We start from the raw sequence: 18,489 nt of genomic DNA on the forward strand, positions 1-18,489 counted from the left end.
TTTTGTATATAGAGTGAACTGTATATTTTTGATTATTCATTTTTTGAAAAAAACAGGTGAAATTCATCTGTTAATAAATTTTTAATATACTTCTAATAAAATGTTAACTGTAAATACATAAAAGCTGTGATAAGTTATAACAGTTACGAAATTTGAGAGGAGAAATGCTATTATGAAAAAGAATTTGTTTTTCTTATTTACAGCAACAATTTTAATGGCAATCATGTTAAGTGCTTGTGGGAGCACAACGAAAACATCTGATAATTCTTCAACTGCAACACAAACATCCAAGTCCACGGATACCTCAAAGGAATCACAAGGAAATGTAGTTAATATTAAAGTAATGGCAAAGGATTTCGAATATGATAAAAAAGAAATCCATGTAAAAAAAGGTGATAAGGTAAAAATTACTCTTCAAAGTGATGATGGCGGACATGGTTTTACTATTCCAGCCTATAATGTAAACATTCAGGGGAATAAAAGTGCCGAATTTACTGCAGATAAAACAGGTACATTTGAATATCACTGTTCAGTAATGTGTGGAACTGGACATGCTAAAATGACAGGGAAATTAATCGTAGAATAATATTTTTTAAAAAGAGATAGGGAATCCTATCTTTTTTTTCATTTAATTGCTTTATCCTTTTTTCACAAACCTCCCCCCTATTTTAAATGACATATTGCTTACCATATAGGAAATAATATAAGAACTATTTGTAAGAAAGTGAATTAGAGGGCAGAAAAATGGAGAGAAACTTTGCAATCGACTTTATTAAATTTTTTGCGATATTAGCTGTTGTTATCATCCACACAGTCCCTAGCGACCACAAGCTTGGTCTTTTTATTCTAGATAACATTTCCAGATTTGCTGTACCTTTTTTCTTTGCTGCTTCGGGTTATTTGTTCGGTCTCAAAGTGATAAATAATCAAAAATCTACAGGCTATTTTAAAAGATATTTAATAAAAATACTGAAAATTTATATTTGCTGGCTTTTGTTTTATATCGGTTATGATGTGTTACGGATTTTTTTGAGTGGCGGAAACGTAGAGCACGAATTATCCAAGTATGTGGATGGGTTGACAGCTCTAAATCTCTTTTATTTTGGGAAAGGAACAAGCGGATATCAATTGTGGTTTGTGATTTCTCTAGCATGGAGCACTGCCATTTTATACATATTCTTTAGGCTTAAAAAAATAACGCTTCTATTAATCCTTAGCCTTTGTTTAAATATAGCAGCTTTTGGGCAATCGTATTCTATTTTCTTTGATTTACCCTTAATCACCCGAGATGCCCTTTTCATTGGTTTATTTTATACAACCTTAGGATTCTGGTTTGCCTATGCTTTACCTTCTATACAGTCCCTGAAATTGAAAAAACAGACGTACTTTTATTTGTTAAGCTTCTTATTTGTTCTTCAGGTCGCTGAGGGATATTGGCTGGAAAAGATGCTATCTGCCGAGCATGGAGAATACTTTTTATCGACTATTTTTCTTACTGTAATTCTGTTGTTGTTCACTTGCAATAACCAGCAGCTTGGAAAGGGATTATGGATAACAAAAATAGGTGGCAATGCTTTGGGGATCTATGCTGTCCATGTTTTATTGATTGATATTGTAGACATTTTATTTAACACTATCGGCGTGGAGCACTTTTCCCATCAATTACTGTGGGACATGATGGATGCCTTCCTTGTTTTTTCGTTATCGTATATAACATACTACTTTCTTCAATATATAAAGTCACGCCAGCCTTTTTGGAGGTAATTGATTTTTTTTTAGTTGATATTCCATTGAATTTTACATGGATAAATCATTGTGATTTTACCCTCTTGTCTTAATTACTTTGGTCAATTGGTTCGTATGGGAATCGATAAATTACCATTTATTTTTAATTAATCGATAACTGACCCATACGGCTCCAATCATTATTCATGTCAACCATATAATCCGCAGTTTTATCAACTTTCAAATTATCCTCATTATTATCATTCCTTTTATGGTGGAAATAAAAATTATTATTAAAGACATGGATTTTTTCCATGTCTTTGTTGGCTTTTCAGAATTATTCAGTCAAAGTCTCGAACAACATCAAACTTTTTTTTCAATTTAGCTTCTGCTTTCTTTTTATTCTCACCAACTCTAAATTTAACGATCTTGCTTATTAAAGCATATGGCAGTGGCTTTTCTAAAGGAAACTGGACGGCTCCTTTTGAACTTTTATATTCCGATATTTCTTGTTTAAAAGCACTGATACCACTAGATGTTGGATAAAAGCCAATATGATTTTTATAGGCTGCGAAATTCACCAAATTTCCATGTAAATAAAAAGTAGGCATTTGATAACTTATCTTTTCTTCTGCATCTGGTGCTGACTCTTTTATAACCTTTCGTATCGAAATTAGAAGCTCCTGAATCTCAAGAGGAAATTGTAAAATGTATTCATCAATTGATTTATACGCAATTTTGGTTCCGTTCATGATTTCTCCTTACAACTGTTTTTATGAAGGGTGTTTCATTTTTCGAAATTTTATATTCGTAATTCGGTCTAAATCTAATGATAATTCTATATTTTATATGAAGGAACAATTGGAGATTTTTAATGCAAAAACATCCCATATGAAATAGGTGAGACCAAATGTTTGTTGTTTATTTTTTAGAAAACAAAAATATTTTATTAAGTCAGCTGCGTAAAAGTGTTCCATCCGTTGGTGAAGAATTAAAAATTAAAGGTCGTAAAGGCAAGGTTTCAAGTGTTACAAGTATAGATGATAGAAATATTCATGTGCAAGTTGTCTTAGAAACCGTTAATAAAAATACACTAATTGTAGATAATTCTAAAAAGAAAAAAAGGTAAATGTTTATCTTTTACTTAGAGATACTAGTTTTAGAAAAACGTGAAAAATACAAGGCAAATAATCCTTAATGATTAGAAGCGTCGATGAAACGCTTCTTTTTCTTTTTCGGATGTAATTCTCATGCATCTTTTCGATCAAAAAGGTTGATTTTCATCTGAACCATTAACTTAATTTTACCTTATTTAAGATTGATTATTGAATTAACACAGACAAGCAGTTTAAATCGGCATATGTTATTACATATTAAGTGAAAGGAGTCATTATTATGTCAAGCTGCCAACGTCTTGCAGATATAATCGGAGGCGAAGTTATTACGTCAACTCCTGTCTGTGTAGTTCAACGTCTTAGAAATATCAATGCTACTATTCTAGGCCGCCGCACTCGTTCTCCCTTAGCACTTCCATTTGCCCTTTCCTTTGAAAACAACAAAAATGGTGAAACTCTTAACCTGGGTGAAACCGTTATCCTTCAAAGTGAAATTAATCCCTTCCTTTCCGCATTACGAAGAAGAGGAATTACGGTTACTGCTGTCCATAACCATTGGCTTTTTGAAAATCCACGCTTAATGTATATGCATTGGGAGAACGTTGGGGACCCGTTTGAGTTTGCTAGGAACAGTTATAAAGCAGCAAAAGAAGTAGGCCTTATCTAAAGCCAGGCCATTTGTGATGTCATAAATATTGTCACAAATGGCCAATGTTTTTTTGAAATTTGAATATCCTGAACTCGGTATGGTTTGCATATTTCTCGTATTTCGATAGGATTCAAGTTTCTTTTTTTAGATAAAAATAAACCAGTTATATATAGCCAGTCTCGTAAAATCCTGATACATTGAGTATGTACATACATTACTTGCTGATGAGGTCCAAAAATGAACAATCAACCTTCCATTCTTAAAATCATCAAAAACGATTTATTCGCTGCAATATCCGCTGCCTTTCCAGTGATTGCCTGGGTATTATACCTTGCATTATGGTTTTTCAAAGAGATCCCCACCCGAAGCGGAACACCGCTCACATCGCTGAAGATGGCGCAACTATTATGAATTATTGTCTGATTTTGACTATATTAGGGATCCTTATCGTTATATATCGTATTCGAGCCATAACTCTTTATTTTTCCAGTGGAATCGAATGTGTCGGCACGGTACAAAACATCTATTTTTTCAAGGGCAGAGGAAAAATCACCTGCATTTATAAAATAGACAATACACCTTATACGGAGAAAACAAGGGTCAATAAAACGAAGGAAACGAAAGCTCTTTCTCCTGGTCAGTCTGTAACCTTATTGGGAATGAAAAATCAGCCCAATAAATTCGTCATTAAAGATCTATTTATTGCTTAGTTAAGGACATTTCATTAAAAACCAGCTTAGAGAAATTTCTCCAAGCTGGTTTCATACCCTATCAGTGTTTTTTGTTCCACTCTTCCTGTAAAATGGCATAATAGTACTCATCCCACCATTCATTGCCATGGGGTATGCACTTTTTAAAATAGCCTTCTCTTCTCATTCCAATCTTCTCCATCACCCGGTAGGAAGCTGTATTCTCTGGCTGGCAGGTTGCAATGATCCTGTGCAGTTTCATTTCCTCAAAACCAAATTTTAAGATAGCGCGGGCCGCCTCAGAGGCATATCCTTTATTTTGATAGTTGGGATTAAAGACCCAGCCGATCTCATACGTATGTTCACCAAAATATCGGTGAAAAACGATGTGACCAATGAGCGTATTTTCATCAGTTATGATGACAGGAAAATTCCGAGCATCTTTACCATTATTTTTAAGAACAAACTCCTTTGAATCTTCTTCAGATAATACGCCTTCTGGCATATACTCCATTACATTACGGTCTGAAGCATACTCATGTAATGCTTTCCAATCATCTATTTCAAATTTTCTAATTGATAATCTCTCAGTCTTTATTTTCATACTTACTTCTCCCTATCTTAACTATTAATCTATTTATAATTCGTGAAAATCTTAAAAATTCCCTTCTTTTGGATAGGCTATTTTCGTATACTTTGTTGCTATAGAAGGAGTAGTTGATTTCCACTCCAGGATGCTCGCTTTCCGCGGGGCGGGCGGTGAGCCTCCTCGGCGCACAGCGCCTGCGGGGTCTCACCTGTCCCGCTGCTCCCGCAGGACGTTGAATCAGCTTCCTAGAATCGACACCGCACGAAGGAAATGCGATAGCATTTTCGAGGAGCTCGCACCTTCCGTTCCAATCAACTTCTTTTTCAACGATTTGCTTTTTAAAATCTATTTACAAAACAACAATTTTTTAGAAAACAGCTTTTGGTTAAAAATATCCAGAAAATTGAAAAGGAATCACAAAGGGTTCCTTTTTAGAGAATGTTTACTTTATAGTCGTTTGACCCATGAAAAGAGACTTTATTTTTGCCACTTCTTTTAGCGGTATATAAGGAAGCGTCTGCGAGCCTCATCACACCCATAATGGAATGTCCATGAAGCTGGCCAACGGCCCCGCCGATACTGCATCCTATTTTTACAGGGTTTCCTTCAATAATGAATGTCTCTCTAATATCTGCGATGATCCGATGAGCGATCATTCTGTACTCTTGAATGGGATCTTCATTCGGATGTTGTAGAGCAATAACAAATTCATCTCCGCCCAAACGAGCGACAAAATCCTTACCTCGGACATTATTTTTTAGCTTTTTTGCAACTTCCTGAAGCAGGATGTCTCCTGCAGCATGTCCATATGTATCATTTACTGGCTTGAAATCATCGAGATCCAAATAAAGAATGGTAAGTGAAAATTTTTCATCGTTGGATTGAAGGACAGAATCTCTGATATATCGATCCAATGCAATTCTGTTTGGAAGTTCTGTTAACGGATCATGCTCCGCAATATTCCCCATGATGGTTAACTCTTTTTCCGTTTTTGTTAAGCTTCGAAATAATTCTCTTAAGGAAGAAGACAAAATCTCGATCTCCAAAAACCCCTTCATCTGCGGAATCTCAACTTTATTTCCTTGCATTAAGTGATTCGCCAGCTTCTGTAAGCTTTCGGAGAGGCTTTGAAACCTGATTGGCCAATAGAGAAACTGCGAGCGCAAATACTGCAGCACATACAAAACCGAGAAGCAGAATGAAATTTTTCACCTTAGCGATAGGAGCGTAGGCAACGTCAAGTGGCTGGCGAACGAGTACTGTCCACCCTACACCTTTGTAATCCATATAGCCTTTACCCTGAATATATCCTGTCAGATAGCTCTTTCCATCTGGCCATTTTTCTAACGCCCAAGAATTCTTTCCCTTTTGCGCATTTTGAACGCTAGGTAACAAGAGAGTTTCACCAATCAAATCCTTGCTTCCCAAAATAATCCTGTTATCAAGCTTGCTCACGACAAAAATTTCTGTTTGCTTATTTTTCTTAATAGGCTTTAGAACAGACTTCTCAATGGACTTTGCCCATTCCCAGCTTAAATGGGTAGCTAAAATCCCAGTCATTTTCCCTTCGTCATTAAAAACAGGGACACTTATATCGACAAATCGCAAAGGTCCGTCTGTCGGCTGTGGCAATAGCTTTGCAAGCAGGACCGCTTCATGCACATCACCAATAAATGGCCCTTTAATGCCTCCTGGTATACGGGTCTTTGTGATAAATTTTTGCCTGTCAATATACCGTCTGTGGATGCAAGGACATCTCCTTGAGGATCCATAAAGCCAATCCATGAATAAAAAGGAATACTCGCCCTTAATTGCTCTACAAGTTCCCTGATCTTTTTCGGATTATTAGGATTTTTTAAAGCGCTCAATTTACTTAAAAGTTCAACCTCGCCAGACCGCGCCCACATGAAATTCTCTAATTTGTCTGATGTCTGGTAGGCATTCTGTGAAAGTGAGGTTCCAATCTCCGACTTTATTTCCTCACTTGAAAAGCTGCTAATGAATGTTGAAAGCACAAAGGTCAAAATCATTACAATGGTCACGGTGGTAATCGTAAACCTGGCACGAAAACTATGAGTTAGAGAGTTAAACAAAATGGTTCTCCTTAAATTCTTTTAGGACTATTTTACTATTTTTATTACTTTGGAAACAATAAAAAATGTTTTTTCTTTCACTTTAACTGGTTGCATGCTCTATCTTAAAAGATCTCCTCTATTTTAATCCGCCAATTTTAATTCCTAAAAAGGCTAGTAAGATTCCAAATGTATAACTGATTACTAAATATGATACAAGTACATTCCATTTTCTTTTAGCATGTAATTGGATATTTTCTAATTTAAATGTAGAAAAGGTGGTAAAAGCTCCTAAAAATCCGGTTCCTAGTAAGAGTTTCCAGGAGTTTTCGAGGTTTGCTCCAATACATAGACCAAGTAAAAAGGAACCTAGCAAATTAATGGTAAGAGTAGCAAATGGAAAAGTAGAAGGAAATCTACACTTTATCCAGCTGCTGGCACCAAATCGTGAAATCGCTCCGAAAAAGCCGCCGATTGCCACCCACATGATATTGAAAATCATTATTTACTCCCCCTTTTGTATATCGTTTAATAATCCAGCCCGATACCCTAGCCATGAAAAAAATAGACCGCCCCATAGGCTTAATAGAACATAAAGGATGGCCGTGCCCCATAAAGAATTAGAAATTAACTGAACCGTCTCAACACTAAAGGTTGAAAAAGTAGTAAAAGAACCGATCAAGCCAGTGCCCAATGCTGTGACTACATGGGGATGAAGGGATTTGATTCTTGGCAAAAAGGTCGTAAACCAGCCAAGGATCAAACAGCCTAACATGTTAGTGATATATGTAGCCATAGGAAAATCATATACCCACCAATGATTAGAATAAAATCCGATTAAATAGCGTAGAACAGCGCCGACAATCCCGGCAACCCCCACTAATAAATAACTCAATGAAATTCACCTCTAAACATAAGTTTACCCATAAAAAGACTCCTACCAGTAAATTTCTGGTAGGAGTCATCAGCTTTTAAAGCAATTAAGGCGAACTCCATCGCCTGTTTTAATAATTAAAATAATTTTAACAAAATATCATTAATTTGCCAAATGGAATCCTGCATTATGGATTCTATAATTGAAACTTTTCCTTTATGATTTTCGCTACTTCATCAGCGTCCAAATTTGTATTGTTAATTCTTAAGTAGTTTTCTCTGGTGATTTCTCCTTCAAATGAGTTAAGTCTGTATTTTTCCATTGTCTTTATTAAATTATCTTCTGACCACTCAATGTTTCTTTTTGAAGGCTTTTGTTCAAGTCTGTGAGGGCTTTTATTACGCTCAAGCCTTTCATCCAAATCAGCCTCCAACTCGACAAAGTACACCGTACCACCCTTCGATTCAAATAGCGAACAGACCTTATCCACGTAATCCCAATCACCTTGATGGTCAAATGCCCAAACATACGTGAAAATTAAACCATATAAATTGCTCTTAGCCACTTCCTCAAATATTTCTTGCCGGAATAAGCTTACTAACCTATTCCCTTCTTTTGTTCCATATTCAAAAAAAGGATTTACGAGTTCAATCGTCATATGATTATGAAAAAGCTTTAAGTCTGTGATTTTTTCTAATTGTTGCCCTACCGTCATTTTCCCAACCGCTTGTGGTCCAAATATCAGAATGAATTTCATAACTTCTCCTTAACCTCCACCAAAATGATCCTTATAAAGGTAATTCAACATTTTGAAGAAAATCCCTTTTTGAAAATAAACATTTACTGAACAAACCATTTGAGGCAATTTAGTCTTTTACTTTTTTACATCGTAATGAAGTTCCACAAATTGATTGAAACGCCTAGTACCTTTTAAAGTTAGATCCAATTGATATTGATCTGCCTTAAATAATGGAATACCTTCACCAATTATCGTTGGGGCAATGGTAATGATCATTTCATCAACTAATTTTCCCTTTAAAAAGTAATGCAGCAGCTCTCCCCCACCAACAATCCATATGTTATTTCCTTCTGCACTTTTTAATTTATTCGTAAATTCCACTATATCTTCGTTAACAAATTTTACATTGTTGAGGCCATTGGCAGCAGACCTTGAAAAAACGTAGCATTCTTTATCTTTATAGGGGAAATTCCCTGCTTCGTGCTCCATTAACCAATCGTACGTTCTTCTGCCAAATAAAATCGTATCCACCGTTTCAAAAAACTCTGAATAGCCATTGTCTCCCTCTCCCTCAACCTTAAAAAGCCAATTTAGATCGTCGTTTTTTGTAGCAATATAGCCATCTAAACTAATCGCAATGAATAAGACCAATTTTCGTTGATTTCTCATATTTTCCCCCTTATTTTTTCGCGCGGAATATAAGTTCGTTTTTCTATTTTAACTAAGTCTCGGTCCTAAAAGCAAAGCTATTCCACATCTGAATAATTTGTCCCATTCGGAACATAATACAAGTAAAAAATGGAGGTAAAACAGCTTGAAAAAGATAAACCCTTTAAGTTCTGCAGAAATAGGAACACTGTGGCTTACATACCAGGAAAAAACAATGATATTGAGGGTATTGGAATATTTCATCGAAAAATCTGACGACCAGCAGGCCAAGAATATTATGGGCGGCTTATGGCAAAATCTGCATTACTATATTAAGAAAATTGAAAGTATCTTTGAGAGTGAAGGCGCAGCGGTTCCGGTTGGATTTACGAATGATGATGTAAATCTGGAAGCTCCAAAGCTATACGATCATGGATTTGATATTATGTTTGTTCGTATTTTAAAGGAAGTTAGCATGGGAATGTACACTATTAATATGAATATGGCCTATCGTGATGATTTGATGGAGCTTTATGAAGGTCTCACGCGTATTTCTCAAAAAGTGTATAAATTATCAACCCTTTATTTGCTTGAAAGAGGAATTCTAACTCTTCCACCAACGGTTTCGCTTCCAAAAACCAATGAATTTATTGAAACCAAGAGTTATTTGAAAGGATTAATGCCATTTAGAAACAAAAGGCCTTTGAATGACATTGAAATCGGAATTCTTCATCACGGAATCGAGACCAATAATATTGGAATACAACTTATAACTGGTTTTGCACAATGTGCAGAGGACAAGGAGATTAAAGACTATTTTATCCAAGGAAGAGAACTAGCTAAGAAACATCTTAAAACATACCAAGATATTCTGGCCCATAGTGAGGTTCAGTTTCATTCTGGAGCAGGAAGCACGGTTACCACTTCAAAAATTGCTCCATTTTCTCAAAAATTGATGATGTTTTGCATTTACCTGCTCAATGGTTATGGGATTGTTGGCAATAGTTTCGGAACCATGTTCAGTTTTAGAAATGATTTATCTTTAAAAACAACTCTCCTTGCGAAGGATACATACTTCTTTGCTCATGAAGGAGTTAAACTGATGATAAAAAACAGATGGATGGAAGAACCACCACAGATGGAAGATCGATCGGATTTAGTAAAAGAGTAATTTTAATATATTTCAGGTGCTGTTTATAGCGTCCGCCATGAGATGACACCATTCACCATATACCAAATGGCTGCAATGGCAAACAGCATACCAATCGAGAACCAATCAAGCAGCCATCCGGTCGCAAGGATGGTTGCTACAATGACCATTTGAAGCAGAAAAGAAAAAAGATGGTCTGACCGCCATTCGATTTTCTCCTGTTTCACCCACTCTTTTTCTGACCACTTATACACCGCCTGGAAAATCCCCATGAAACCCTGGATGAGGAAGACATGGAGCAGCGTTGATGCGAACGGGATTCCGAGCATACATAAGGAAAGGCCAGAAAAAGCTGTAAAGCATAACACTCTTAGAGACGGTTTCGCAGGAAGAAGTGTTAAGCAAAGATAACTGATTCCTGACGAAAAGGCGAAGGTCGCATAAAGAAGTGAAAAAGTTGAATAATTCTCCCCTATATTTTTAAGAAACATCAGGTAATACGGAAATATCGCAGTCTGAATAACTAGGACTCCGCCTTGGATTATCATTTTATTTTTCATCCCGGTACTCCTCATAAAAAAGATTCATAAACAAATGGTCTGGATCCCATTTTTCCTTCGCAGCAACAAAATCAGGGAATTTAGGATACGACTGGATCAGTTGAAGTTTCGAAGCATATGGATAGTAAGGCAAGTAGAAGGTTCCATGATGCGCGAGTGTAATATCGATCATCTTCCGAATCGATGCTTTTGCCTTTTCCACATCCTCTTTCTTTTTCCCATGATTGAAAAGCGCGACAAGAGCAATCATGTCGTCCTTTGCATAGGAAAGTGCAGGAGATTCATCCTTTGAAACATAGCGGATGGTGATGTTCATCAAATCGATTTCGTCCTGCCGGAGAAAGGTTTTCAGCTCCTGAACATACGATGGAAACTCATCAATCGGCACGAAAAATTCCTGGAGCACATCAGTATCTGTCGGATTTTTATAGAGCAGGAAATCACTCTCTGACCGCATGCTGTTATTGCGGCTAATATACTGACCATCAAGCGCGAAAAAATAGTTTCGTTGAAGATTCCACAAAACATCCTTACCCCATCCGGTTTTTCTAGAAAGATTCAGGAGTTCGCTTGTCAAAAAGGTCTGATGATCCTCTTTCAGATCCATCAGTTTCTTATCGTGTTTATGGGCTGTTTTGTGATATTCCACGACATATAACGAGTCCATCAAGCTGCCCGGTGCAGTGGATAGCCTGCCGTATGCGAGTTTGATTCCCGGGTTATTCCTGAGACGGTGTACATAATCGGGAAACTCCTTTACTGAGACATCCTTGCTTTTGATGACATATACCTCGTCATCCGTCACCTGCAATTCCACATCAAGAATCACACCAAACAATCCATATCCCCCGATCACATTGTAAAATAGCTCCGGCTGGCTCTGACGATCGACTTTTATAACGGTTCCGTCTGCTAACAAGAGCCGAAACCAGTTGATCGTATCTCCCAGCGATTCATTTCGGATATCCCTGCCGTGGACATTCGCGCTCATGGAACCGCCTACCGTGAAGATGTTTTGGGATTGCATGACTTTGACCGCGAGCCCATAAGGTGCAAGGGCTTTCTGGATACTGTCCCAAGTAGCACCGCTCTGTACATGGATCGTACTTTGTTTCTTGTTAATGCCCAATATTCGGTTATAAGAGGACATGTCGATGACCACCCCGCCGGGATAATACGTATGCCCCCCCATGGAGTGGCGCGCTCCTGAGATGCTGACCTTCAAGTGCTGCTTTTCCGCTTTTTTTATGATTTCCTTAATCTGTTCTTCCTCTTTAGCCGTTTCAATCCGTTCTATTTTAGTCGGCAACAGCCTTCCGACATCCATTATGACCCCGTTTTGAAATAAGTCGTCACGATAATGCGCCAGTGAGTATTGCTGAAGAAGATAGGCACCGACAAATACAACCACCGTAAGCAGGGTACAAACAAGACTTAGCCTTTTAAACCAGTGGCTATTCATCATATCCCCCCTAATTAGCCTCAATATTATTAGTGTAATTTTACACTATTTATTATTATAATTCCATATATTTCTTTTTTTATCAAAATAAAAAGAGAGCTGCTTCAGCAGCCCTCCGTCTCTTTTTATGCTCTCTATTGGTACTCGATGGCTTTTAACAAAGCTGTAAAATTTCCTCCGTAAACGCAATCGTCGCAAATTCTTCATTCAGGTTTACCATCGTCATATTATGAATACTTTCAGCACTGTAAAGGATGCCGTCAGGTCCCACTCGATCAAAGGTCGCCGTGGCGTCTGATACCAAAAATGTATTAAAGCCAAGATTTCCCGCCATTCTGGTCGTTGTTTCTACACAATGGTTCGTGGTAAGCGCCACGATGACGACTGTATCAATCTCCCTGTTTCTAAGTTGAGATTCAAGATTCGTACCAATGAAGGAGCTGTTGACGCTCTTGCGAATAATGGGTTCACCAGGGAGCGGTTTTATAAATTCCTTAAACTCACGGTCGGGTGTAAATTCCCCTTCGACATGCTGAATATGAAATACCGGCTTGTCAGTCTCTCTCCACTTTTCTAATAGCAATCCGATATTCTCCTCCGCCTGCGGGTTATTCCTGTTTCCCCATCGTGGGTTATTAAAAAACTGTTGAACATCAACAATGATAAGAGCAGTATTATCTGGCAGTCTTTTCATCCTAAAAAACCTCCCTCTGTTTATAACTAAATTTTATATGGATTTCCTTCCTAAATTAAGAATGTAACGAAAGACTTTTAAGGCTATTTCTTTTAAAAATAAGTTATTTTATGGAATTTTCTTTTTTTAATAATGTTATAGATTGAATGCATAAAATAAAAAGGATGTTCAACAGACACCTTACGGAACGTGTGCTAAAATGCTTGCTAATTGATTATACTGATGATATGACGAATTTTGATTTCGGAAGACGATAACATACCGAAGGGGTGTTAATTTGATAAAAATTTTAATAGCAATAACGTCTCTAATATTTATTATTATTGGTATGTTACATGTTTTTTGGGCATTTGGTGGAAGTTGGGGAGTAAATACGGCTCTTCCAACTAAAGATGACATTAAATTACCAGTTTTACGACCAAGAATGTTAGGTACACTTTTTATCGGATTACTGTGCTTTTTTGCATCTGTACTTCTAATAATTCAAATAGATTTTTTCGAAGTCATCAAATCCTCCCCTCTTTCAAAAGGGCTTTGTATAGCAGGAGGAATTGTTTTCTCTTTGCGTGCTATTGGTGAAGGAAAATATGTAGGTTTTTTAAAGAAAATTAAACATACTAGATTTGCAAAACAAGATACCGCCTTCTATACACCTCTTTGTTTATGGATTAGTTTCATTTTTTTGCTTGCTGCATTTATATGAGATTTCGAGGCTGAACATATTGAGGTGCGAACTGCTCCAGTGGTAAAAAGGTTTTCAACGTCTTACGAACAAATGGCGAAATTCAACAATAAAAGCAATGGAAAACGTAGTCCATTGCTTTTTCTATTGCTATTTTTATGTTTAAAAAATATATAATTATGATTCTAAACGGGTTGTGAATTAAAGTTTTCTACTTCAAAACCGAACCCGTTACTAAATAAAGGGCCTACATTTCAGCTTGTTATTACGTTCGATTCAATTGGTGTAGACAAAACAATAAGTGTAGAAGATTTTCCATACTTCATCGTGGAATCGATGAATTGTTCCAGAGAAGCAACGGATGAAGTGACGATTTTAACCAAATAACTGTACTGCCCGGCAAGTCTGTGGCACTCCATTACATCCTCGCAGGAATGGCAAAACTCCACAAACTGCTTGCATTTATCCGTATCGAATAAGATGTAAGCTGAAATAATCTTATCAAGTTTATGCGGATCTACAGAAATCGTATAATTCTTAATGACTCCGCGATCCTCGAGTTTTTTAACCCGTTCTGTTGCAGCGGGTGCGGTTAACCCGACGATTTTCCCCAGCTCGCGCATTGTTTTTCTGCCATCCAGCTGCAATTCATAAAGAATCTTTTTATCGACATCATCCATATTCTTCAGCTCCATGTTCATTTAGAAAATCTAAATTAATAGATTATCTTTCATTATTCCATTCTTCAGCAAGCATTCCATATACGACATGGTCAACATAATGGTCATATAACCACTCAGCTTGTCTGATACATCCCTCATTTGTAAATCCTAATTTTTCAGGAATACTCCTGCTTTTTTTATTCCCAACAGCAGCTCTGATTTCTACTTTATTAAGCCTTAAATCACTGAATGCATAGTCGGTCAATGCCTTGGCAACTTTGGTCATGATTCCTTTTCCTTGGAATTCATCTCCAAGCCAATAGCCAATATATGCCGTTTTGTTTGACCAATTTATGCTGTTGTAGCCAGCGACTCCAACGATTTTATCATTATATAAAATAACGGTATTCAAACTCTTATTTTCTTCAAAATTTTTTAAACACCCTTGAATAAACCCTTTTGTATCCTCGACTTTTTTTGTAAAATCAAGCCAAGGCAGCCACTCGCGTAAGTGGTTTCTTGATTGATCTGTTAACTCAAACACTCTTTCAGCATCATTCATTTCCATTAACTTTAAGGTTACTTCTTCATCGATCTTATGTAAAAACATTATGATCCCCCTAGATGGTAAAATTTATTTCAATAAAGTCTACATGCTTTTTAACGTCACGCCTAATCTAAATAACACACTCCACCTAAACCAGCTGTGAAGCCGCTTGTTTTATAAAAATTCTCATTTTCTGGATCGTATGAAACGGTAATGATTCCTAAACCGAATCGTTTAGCTTCCTGTAAAAGGTCTTTTACTAGATTTACGCCAATTCCCTTTTTTTGATAATCAGGATGTACGATAATATCCTCCATATAGCCATGTTCCAAGCCCATCCCTGTTATATAACCGAAAGCGATTAGTTTATCATTTTCGTCTCGGGCTCCAGCCCAAAAATTACACCGTTCGAATAGTGCTGGAAAATCCTTATCTCGTCTTCCCCAGCCAACAAGTTCCCTTAATTCTGGTACCTCATGATTGGATATCGGCAGATTAATATCGATTTTGTACACAATTAACCCCCCCCTTTCCTACAACCTAAAGAAAAATTTTTCTACGATAATTAAAATAATATCTTTTCAATAGTTTAATATTTCTCTAAAACAGGCGAAATCCCTGCTATGATCCTGTGTAAAAACAATTCTGTAGCGTGATTTCCAACCATCCTTATAACCATTCTTCCTGGTAACTGATCTTATTTAAGAATTCATATTACCCTTATCCATTTTCTTGGTAAGTTTACTTTAATGGAAAAGTGTTATAATTGTGATTTTTATCATATATTTATTACTAATACGATTAAGGGGGATGATAAATGATAAGTGTATTAGAGCGTTATCATTACTTTTATGAAAAATTCTTCTTCCCTGCTGGTCGATCATTTGAAGTCTTGTTCAGTTTAAACGCTTGAAAATTAATCTCTATCTGCAATGCCATCTTTATTAAATTGTACTCAGATTATTATCTAAAAATCACCAACGGTATCTCCAGCAAATTTTTAAAATTCGTAAATACTTTCATCAGCTTTCCCTTTTTAACCTGGGTTCATTTTCTTAATGAGCAATTATGAGGAGGTTGATTAAGTTGGCCAAGAAATTTGCGAGAATATTAGGTGTCATTTTTGTTGTGACGGGCATAGTAGGTTTCTTTTTTCCCTTAGAAAAGGTTTTTGACCTAACGACGACGCATAATATTGTTCATCTTGCTACAGGAATCATCGCTCTGTTAGTAAGCGGAAGTGAGACAAATAGTGCAGCATTTTCAAAAATCTTTGGGTTCATTTATCTACTCGTAGCAATAGTAGGTTTATTTACTCATAGTTTCATAGGAATTCACTTTTTAGTTGCTGATAACATCCTGCACTTTGTCATTGCTTTTGCATCAATCTATGTCGGTTATGCTTCTTCAATGAAACAGAATAGTTAATAAAAAAATTGGGTCTTTTACAATAAAATAATAATTGCTTTGGCAACTCATTTGTTAGGTATCTGGAGAATCCAGATACCTTTTTTTCGTTTAGCAAATTATAAAATTAAATGATGCTAAATATATCAAGTTGAACAATTGCATTCTATGGTTTCTAAAAACACGATTTCAATGGCATTTTCATTATTTTGCCACTAAGACCTCAACATCCTTGGCTCTAATAAGTTCAAGTTTATCAGCAGTTGTTTCTTCATCAGTTATGATTAGGTCCAGACCATCTAATGGATACATTCTTGAAAACATATCTACACCAAATTTATTATGCTCGATTAATGCGATTATCTTTTGTGAATGATCGTATACCGTTTTATGAAAAATAGAAACTTCTGGTGAAGCTGTACTTAATCCCTCTGAGGATAAAGCTCCAGCTGTCGCAAAGCATAAATCAACCGTGAACTGACGAGCAAATTCATTTGCTAATGCATCTGTGATATTACCTGAATTTTTCACATGCCCGCCAATGAGGTAAATTTGCACATTTTCAAAATTCTTTAATTGACAGGCAATTTCAATAGAATTTGTCAAAACCGTAAATGGGAATTCCTTCGGCATGTATTTGACCATGGCAAAATGAATGGAAGCTCCCCCGATGAAAACCGTCTGATTTTCATGAATATAGGAAACTGCTGTCTTAGCAATGGCATTTTGGTATGCATTCGCTTCCCCATAGCGTATGGAAGGCGGCGAAGGCATGGTTCTTACTATTGGAACAGGTATCGCACCGCCGTGTGTCCTCTTTAAAAGCCCCTGATCTTCCATAATGGATAAATCCCGTCTGATCGAATCAATCGATAGTTGAAATAACTCTGCTAAATCCTTTGCTAATACACGTTCATTTTGTTCGAGCATCTTTAATATCTGCTGCCTTCTTTCATCTGAAAACATTTTCCTCACTCCTTATATTATAGTGGAACTATCTTCCATTATTATTTATGTTCATTCTGTTATTGTCAATTATTTATTAGTTTTAATGCTGTTTTATTCTTTTTTATTCGGTTTTCTAAAAGTTAACTTTTCTTAATGAGCGTTTTCTGGTTCTCCTGTGGGATTTTGTCTTTAAGTGAGCTTATTGAGGACAGATTTTGGATTCTCCTGTGGGATTTTGTCTTTAAGTGGGCTTATTGAGGACAGATTTTGGGTTCTCCTATAGGGTTTTGTCTTCAAGAGGGCTTATTGAGGACAGTTTTTGGGTTCTCCGGTGGGGTTTTGTCCTTCATCAGTCTTATGAAGGACAGTTTTCTACTCCAAATATGCAAAAGACCTTTTTTCTACAAACGATATAATTACTGCAAAATCACTCTACCAAATTTCAAGCTCTGATAATAAAATGCCCTTTTTAGTTAGTTCACAACTCTTACTATAACTGAACCCGCTGCTCGTTTCGATTTGTTTGTCAATGAAAGAGAACTTGAAAATCTTATCAAAATCAGTATTGAGGGTAAAATATACGACTTGTTCCTCTGGGATAAAAATCATCGAAAATTGTGTTGGAAATTCTCCTTCTTTTTGAACCGTTTCTTTTAGTAAGGAAAAACAGTTTTCCATATTAAACGTATCTTTATTAATTAGAATGGTTTCATATGCCTTCTTATACCTTTCACTTCCAAATCCATTAACTTCTCCGTATTCTTGATCCAGGGTCTCCGATAAAGGAAAGTTGGTCAATACCATAAAATCTCTATCTAAAGAACCGAGCTCAATGTTTTTTCTTCCTGGCTCTACAATATAGGACTGACGATTTTTCCCTGCAATCATACTATGAACACTATGATTTGGAACATTAACGATTTCTTTTTCAGATAACAATGTTTTTAACGAAGAAGATTCTATCCGATCTGCAAACACATCATCAAACAGTTTCATGATATGTACACAATTTTTTCCTCTTCTATATTTCCCATCTTCATTTGAATCTACCATTAACAAATTCATGAATGTTCCATTACGATTTAATCCAAACGCAGGAAAGAATTGTCCTGCATCCTGTTGAAAAATGATCAACTGACTCTCTCCTATTAAAGCCAGTTTAATCGGCCTTTTAGAGATATCAAAATTCATTCCGATAAAGGTTTTTTCTTTATGTAAAACAAAGCTCGTGCACATATTAGTTAATCACTTCCTATTCGACAAATACTATGAACTCA

Annotated in this window: 24 protein-coding genes and 1 riboswitch; of the genes, 7 read left to right on the forward strand and 17 right to left on the reverse strand. The window is 36.4% G+C overall.

Going from position 1 to position 18,489, the window contains the following annotated elements:
- Window positions 1-172 precede the first annotated feature (172 nt).
- Window positions 173-586, forward strand: coding sequence for a cupredoxin domain-containing protein (locus RCG23_RS24535; protein WP_308177812.1), 414 nt, complete (start codon window positions 173-175; stop codon window positions 584-586).
- A 158-nt stretch (window positions 587-744) separates the two neighbouring features.
- Window positions 745-1,764: an acyltransferase family protein gene (locus RCG23_RS24540; RefSeq protein ID WP_308177813.1), complete on the forward strand. Its 1,020-nt coding sequence runs from the start codon at window positions 745-747 to the stop codon at window positions 1,762-1,764.
- Between the two features lie 302 nt (window positions 1,765-2,066).
- Here the strand turns inward: RCG23_RS24540 and RCG23_RS24545 are convergent, their stop codons facing one another.
- Window positions 2,067-2,477 carry an iron chaperone gene (locus tag RCG23_RS24545; RefSeq protein ID WP_308177814.1) on the reverse strand — a complete coding sequence of 137 codons (411 nt, stop codon included), beginning with the start codon at window positions 2,475-2,477 and terminating at the stop codon, window positions 2,067-2,069.
- Between the two features lie 158 nt (window positions 2,478-2,635).
- On the opposite strand from RCG23_RS24545, the gene RCG23_RS24550 reads away from it, so the two are divergent.
- Both RCG23_RS24550 and RCG23_RS24555 read left to right on the forward strand, forming a co-directional pair.
- Window positions 2,636-2,854: a hypothetical protein gene (locus RCG23_RS24550; RefSeq protein ID WP_308177815.1), complete on the forward strand. Its 219-nt coding sequence runs from the start codon at window positions 2,636-2,638 to the stop codon at window positions 2,852-2,854.
- Window positions 2,855-3,120: 266 nt separating this feature from the next.
- Complete coding sequence (locus RCG23_RS24555) at window positions 3,121-3,507, forward strand: DUF1259 domain-containing protein (protein WP_308177816.1); 387 nt, start codon at window positions 3,121-3,123, stop codon at window positions 3,505-3,507.
- 753 nt (window positions 3,508-4,260) lie between these two features.
- Here RCG23_RS24555 and RCG23_RS24560 read toward each other — a convergent pair.
- From RCG23_RS24560 to RCG23_RS24595, 8 genes are all read right to left on the reverse strand, one after another.
- Window positions 4,261-4,782 carry a GNAT family N-acetyltransferase gene (locus RCG23_RS24560; protein ID WP_308177817.1) on the reverse strand — a complete coding sequence of 174 codons (522 nt, stop codon included), beginning with the start codon at window positions 4,780-4,782 and terminating at the stop codon, window positions 4,261-4,263.
- A gap of 416 nt (window positions 4,783-5,198) precedes the next feature.
- Window positions 5,199-5,855, reverse strand: a complete 657-nt coding sequence (locus RCG23_RS24565) for a GGDEF domain-containing protein (RefSeq protein WP_308177818.1) — start codon at window positions 5,853-5,855, stop codon at window positions 5,199-5,201.
- On the reverse strand, window positions 5,842-6,429 hold the full coding sequence (locus RCG23_RS24570) for a HAMP domain-containing protein (RefSeq protein ID WP_308177819.1): 588 nt from the start codon (window positions 6,427-6,429) through the stop codon (window positions 5,842-5,844). Before RCG23_RS24570 ends, RCG23_RS24565 begins: the two co-directional genes overlap by 14 nt.
- Window positions 6,357-6,860: a PDC sensor domain-containing protein gene (locus RCG23_RS24575; RefSeq protein WP_308177820.1), complete on the reverse strand. Its 504-nt coding sequence runs from the start codon at window positions 6,858-6,860 to the stop codon at window positions 6,357-6,359. The genes RCG23_RS24570 and RCG23_RS24575 overlap by 73 nt, the downstream gene beginning before the upstream one ends.
- Window positions 6,861-6,978: 118 nt before the next feature.
- Complete coding sequence (gene crcB, locus RCG23_RS24580; RefSeq protein WP_308177821.1) at window positions 6,979-7,341, reverse strand: fluoride efflux transporter CrcB; 363 nt, start codon at window positions 7,339-7,341, stop codon at window positions 6,979-6,981.
- Between the two features lie 3 nt (window positions 7,342-7,344).
- Entirely contained in the window at window positions 7,345-7,734 is a 390-nt protein-coding gene (gene crcB / locus RCG23_RS24585) for a fluoride efflux transporter CrcB (RefSeq protein WP_308177822.1), read from the reverse strand.
- Between the two features lie 53 nt (window positions 7,735-7,787).
- Window positions 7,788-7,848, reverse strand: a riboswitch (Fluoride riboswitch).
- Window positions 7,849-7,909: 61 nt separating this feature from the next.
- Entirely contained in the window at window positions 7,910-8,470 is a 561-nt protein-coding gene (locus RCG23_RS24590; protein WP_308177823.1) for an AAA family ATPase, read from the reverse strand.
- Window positions 8,471-8,587: 117 nt separating this feature from the next.
- Window positions 8,588-9,121, reverse strand: coding sequence for a dihydrofolate reductase family protein (locus RCG23_RS24595; RefSeq protein ID WP_308177824.1), 534 nt, complete (start codon window positions 9,119-9,121; stop codon window positions 8,588-8,590).
- A gap of 145 nt (window positions 9,122-9,266) precedes the next feature.
- Here RCG23_RS24595 and RCG23_RS24600 point away from each other — a divergent pair, with 145 nt between their 5' ends.
- A complete protein-coding gene (locus tag RCG23_RS24600) occupies window positions 9,267-10,271 on the forward strand; it encodes a DUF3231 family protein (RefSeq protein ID WP_308177825.1) in 1,005 nt (334 codons plus the stop codon).
- 23 nt (window positions 10,272-10,294) lie between these two features.
- Here the strand turns inward: RCG23_RS24600 and RCG23_RS24605 are convergent, their stop codons facing one another.
- From RCG23_RS24605 to RCG23_RS24615, 3 genes are all read right to left on the reverse strand, one after another.
- Window positions 10,295-10,810 (reverse strand): hypothetical protein, encoded by a 516-nt coding sequence (locus tag RCG23_RS24605; RefSeq protein ID WP_308177826.1) that lies wholly within the window; start codon window positions 10,808-10,810, stop codon window positions 10,295-10,297.
- Window positions 10,800-12,275 (reverse strand): FAD-binding oxidoreductase, encoded by a 1,476-nt coding sequence (locus RCG23_RS24610; protein WP_308177827.1) that lies wholly within the window; start codon window positions 12,273-12,275, stop codon window positions 10,800-10,802. Before RCG23_RS24610 ends, RCG23_RS24605 begins: the two co-directional genes overlap by 11 nt.
- A 151-nt stretch (window positions 12,276-12,426) precedes the next feature.
- Window positions 12,427-12,957: a cysteine hydrolase family protein gene (locus RCG23_RS24615; protein ID WP_308180171.1), complete on the reverse strand. Its 531-nt coding sequence runs from the start codon at window positions 12,955-12,957 to the stop codon at window positions 12,427-12,429.
- Between the two features lie 286 nt (window positions 12,958-13,243).
- On the opposite strand from RCG23_RS24615, the gene RCG23_RS24620 reads away from it, so the two are divergent.
- On the forward strand, window positions 13,244-13,669 hold the full coding sequence (locus tag RCG23_RS24620; protein ID WP_308177828.1) for a DUF3995 domain-containing protein: 426 nt from the start codon (window positions 13,244-13,246) through the stop codon (window positions 13,667-13,669).
- Window positions 13,670-13,902: 233 nt separating this feature from the next.
- Here the strand turns inward: RCG23_RS24620 and RCG23_RS24625 are convergent, their stop codons facing one another.
- The 3 genes from RCG23_RS24625 to RCG23_RS24635 all read right to left on the reverse strand — a co-directional run bounded on the left by RCG23_RS24625 (window position 13,903) and on the right by RCG23_RS24635 (window position 15,372).
- Window positions 13,903-14,328, reverse strand: a complete 426-nt coding sequence (locus RCG23_RS24625; RefSeq protein ID WP_308177829.1) for an Lrp/AsnC family transcriptional regulator — start codon at window positions 14,326-14,328, stop codon at window positions 13,903-13,905.
- A 43-nt stretch (window positions 14,329-14,371) separates the two neighbouring features.
- Window positions 14,372-14,920, reverse strand: coding sequence for a GNAT family N-acetyltransferase (locus RCG23_RS24630; RefSeq protein WP_308177830.1), 549 nt, complete (start codon window positions 14,918-14,920; stop codon window positions 14,372-14,374).
- A 62-nt stretch (window positions 14,921-14,982) separates the two neighbouring features.
- A complete protein-coding gene (locus tag RCG23_RS24635; protein ID WP_308177831.1) occupies window positions 14,983-15,372 on the reverse strand; it encodes a GNAT family N-acetyltransferase in 390 nt (129 codons plus the stop codon).
- 571 nt (window positions 15,373-15,943) lie between these two features.
- Here RCG23_RS24635 and RCG23_RS24640 point away from each other — a divergent pair.
- Window positions 15,944-16,285, forward strand: a complete 342-nt coding sequence (locus tag RCG23_RS24640) for a DUF4383 domain-containing protein (RefSeq protein ID WP_308177832.1) — start codon at window positions 15,944-15,946, stop codon at window positions 16,283-16,285.
- A gap of 183 nt (window positions 16,286-16,468) precedes the next feature.
- On the opposite strand, the gene RCG23_RS24645 is transcribed toward RCG23_RS24640, so the two are convergent.
- Both RCG23_RS24645 and RCG23_RS24650 read right to left on the reverse strand, forming a co-directional pair.
- On the reverse strand, window positions 16,469-17,230 hold the full coding sequence (locus RCG23_RS24645) for a DeoR/GlpR family DNA-binding transcription regulator (RefSeq protein WP_308177833.1): 762 nt from the start codon (window positions 17,228-17,230) through the stop codon (window positions 16,469-16,471).
- Window positions 17,231-17,644: 414 nt separating this feature from the next.
- On the reverse strand, window positions 17,645-18,448 hold the full coding sequence (locus RCG23_RS24650; protein ID WP_308177834.1) for a hypothetical protein: 804 nt from the start codon (window positions 18,446-18,448) through the stop codon (window positions 17,645-17,647).
- Window positions 18,449-18,489 lie beyond the last annotated feature (41 nt).

It is taken from the genome of Neobacillus sp. PS3-34, from assembly GCF_030915465.1.
Taxonomy (GTDB): domain Bacteria; phylum Bacillota; class Bacilli; order Bacillales; family Cytobacillaceae; genus Neobacillus_A.

Coding starts and splice junctions, on each gene's coding strand:
- RCG23_RS24560 (WP_308177817.1), bottom strand. CDS start 4,782: ATGAAAATAAAGACTGAGAGATTATCAATTAGAAAATTTGAAATAGAT.
- RCG23_RS24595 (WP_308177824.1), bottom strand. CDS start 9,121: ATGAGAAATCAACGAAAATTGGTCTTATTCATTGCGATTAGTTTAGAT.
- RCG23_RS24645 (WP_308177833.1), bottom strand. CDS start 17,230: ATGTTTTCAGATGAAAGAAGGCAGCAGATATTAAAGATGCTCGAACAA.
- RCG23_RS24650 (WP_308177834.1), bottom strand. CDS start 18,448: ATGTGCACGAGCTTTGTTTTACATAAAGAAAAAACCTTTATCGGAATG.
- RCG23_RS24610 (WP_308177827.1), bottom strand. CDS start 12,275: ATGATGAATAGCCACTGGTTTAAAAGGCTAAGTCTTGTTTGTACCCTG.
- RCG23_RS24630 (WP_308177830.1), bottom strand. CDS start 14,920: ATGTTTTTACATAAGATCGATGAAGAAGTAACCTTAAAGTTAATGGAA.
- RCG23_RS24545 (WP_308177814.1), bottom strand. CDS start 2,477: ATGAACGGAACCAAAATTGCGTATAAATCAATTGATGAATACATTTTA.
- RCG23_RS24625 (WP_308177829.1), bottom strand. CDS start 14,328: ATGGATGATGTCGATAAAAAGATTCTTTATGAATTGCAGCTGGATGGC.
- crcB (WP_308177821.1), bottom strand. CDS start 7,341: ATGATTTTCAATATCATGTGGGTGGCAATCGGCGGCTTTTTCGGAGCG.
- RCG23_RS24590 (WP_308177823.1), bottom strand. CDS start 8,470: ATGAAATTCATTCTGATATTTGGACCACAAGCGGTTGGGAAAATGACG.
- RCG23_RS24605 (WP_308177826.1), bottom strand. CDS start 10,810: ATGAAAAATAAAATGATAATCCAAGGCGGAGTCCTAGTTATTCAGACT.
- RCG23_RS24535 (WP_308177812.1), top strand. CDS start 173: ATGAAAAAGAATTTGTTTTTCTTATTTACAGCAACAATTTTAATGGCA.
- RCG23_RS24540 (WP_308177813.1), top strand. CDS start 745: ATGGAGAGAAACTTTGCAATCGACTTTATTAAATTTTTTGCGATATTA.
- RCG23_RS24555 (WP_308177816.1), top strand. CDS start 3,121: ATGTCAAGCTGCCAACGTCTTGCAGATATAATCGGAGGCGAAGTTATT.
- RCG23_RS24550 (WP_308177815.1), top strand. CDS start 2,636: ATGTTTGTTGTTTATTTTTTAGAAAACAAAAATATTTTATTAAGTCAG.
- RCG23_RS24565 (WP_308177818.1), bottom strand. CDS start 5,855: ATGCAAGGAAATAAAGTTGAGATTCCGCAGATGAAGGGGTTTTTGGAG.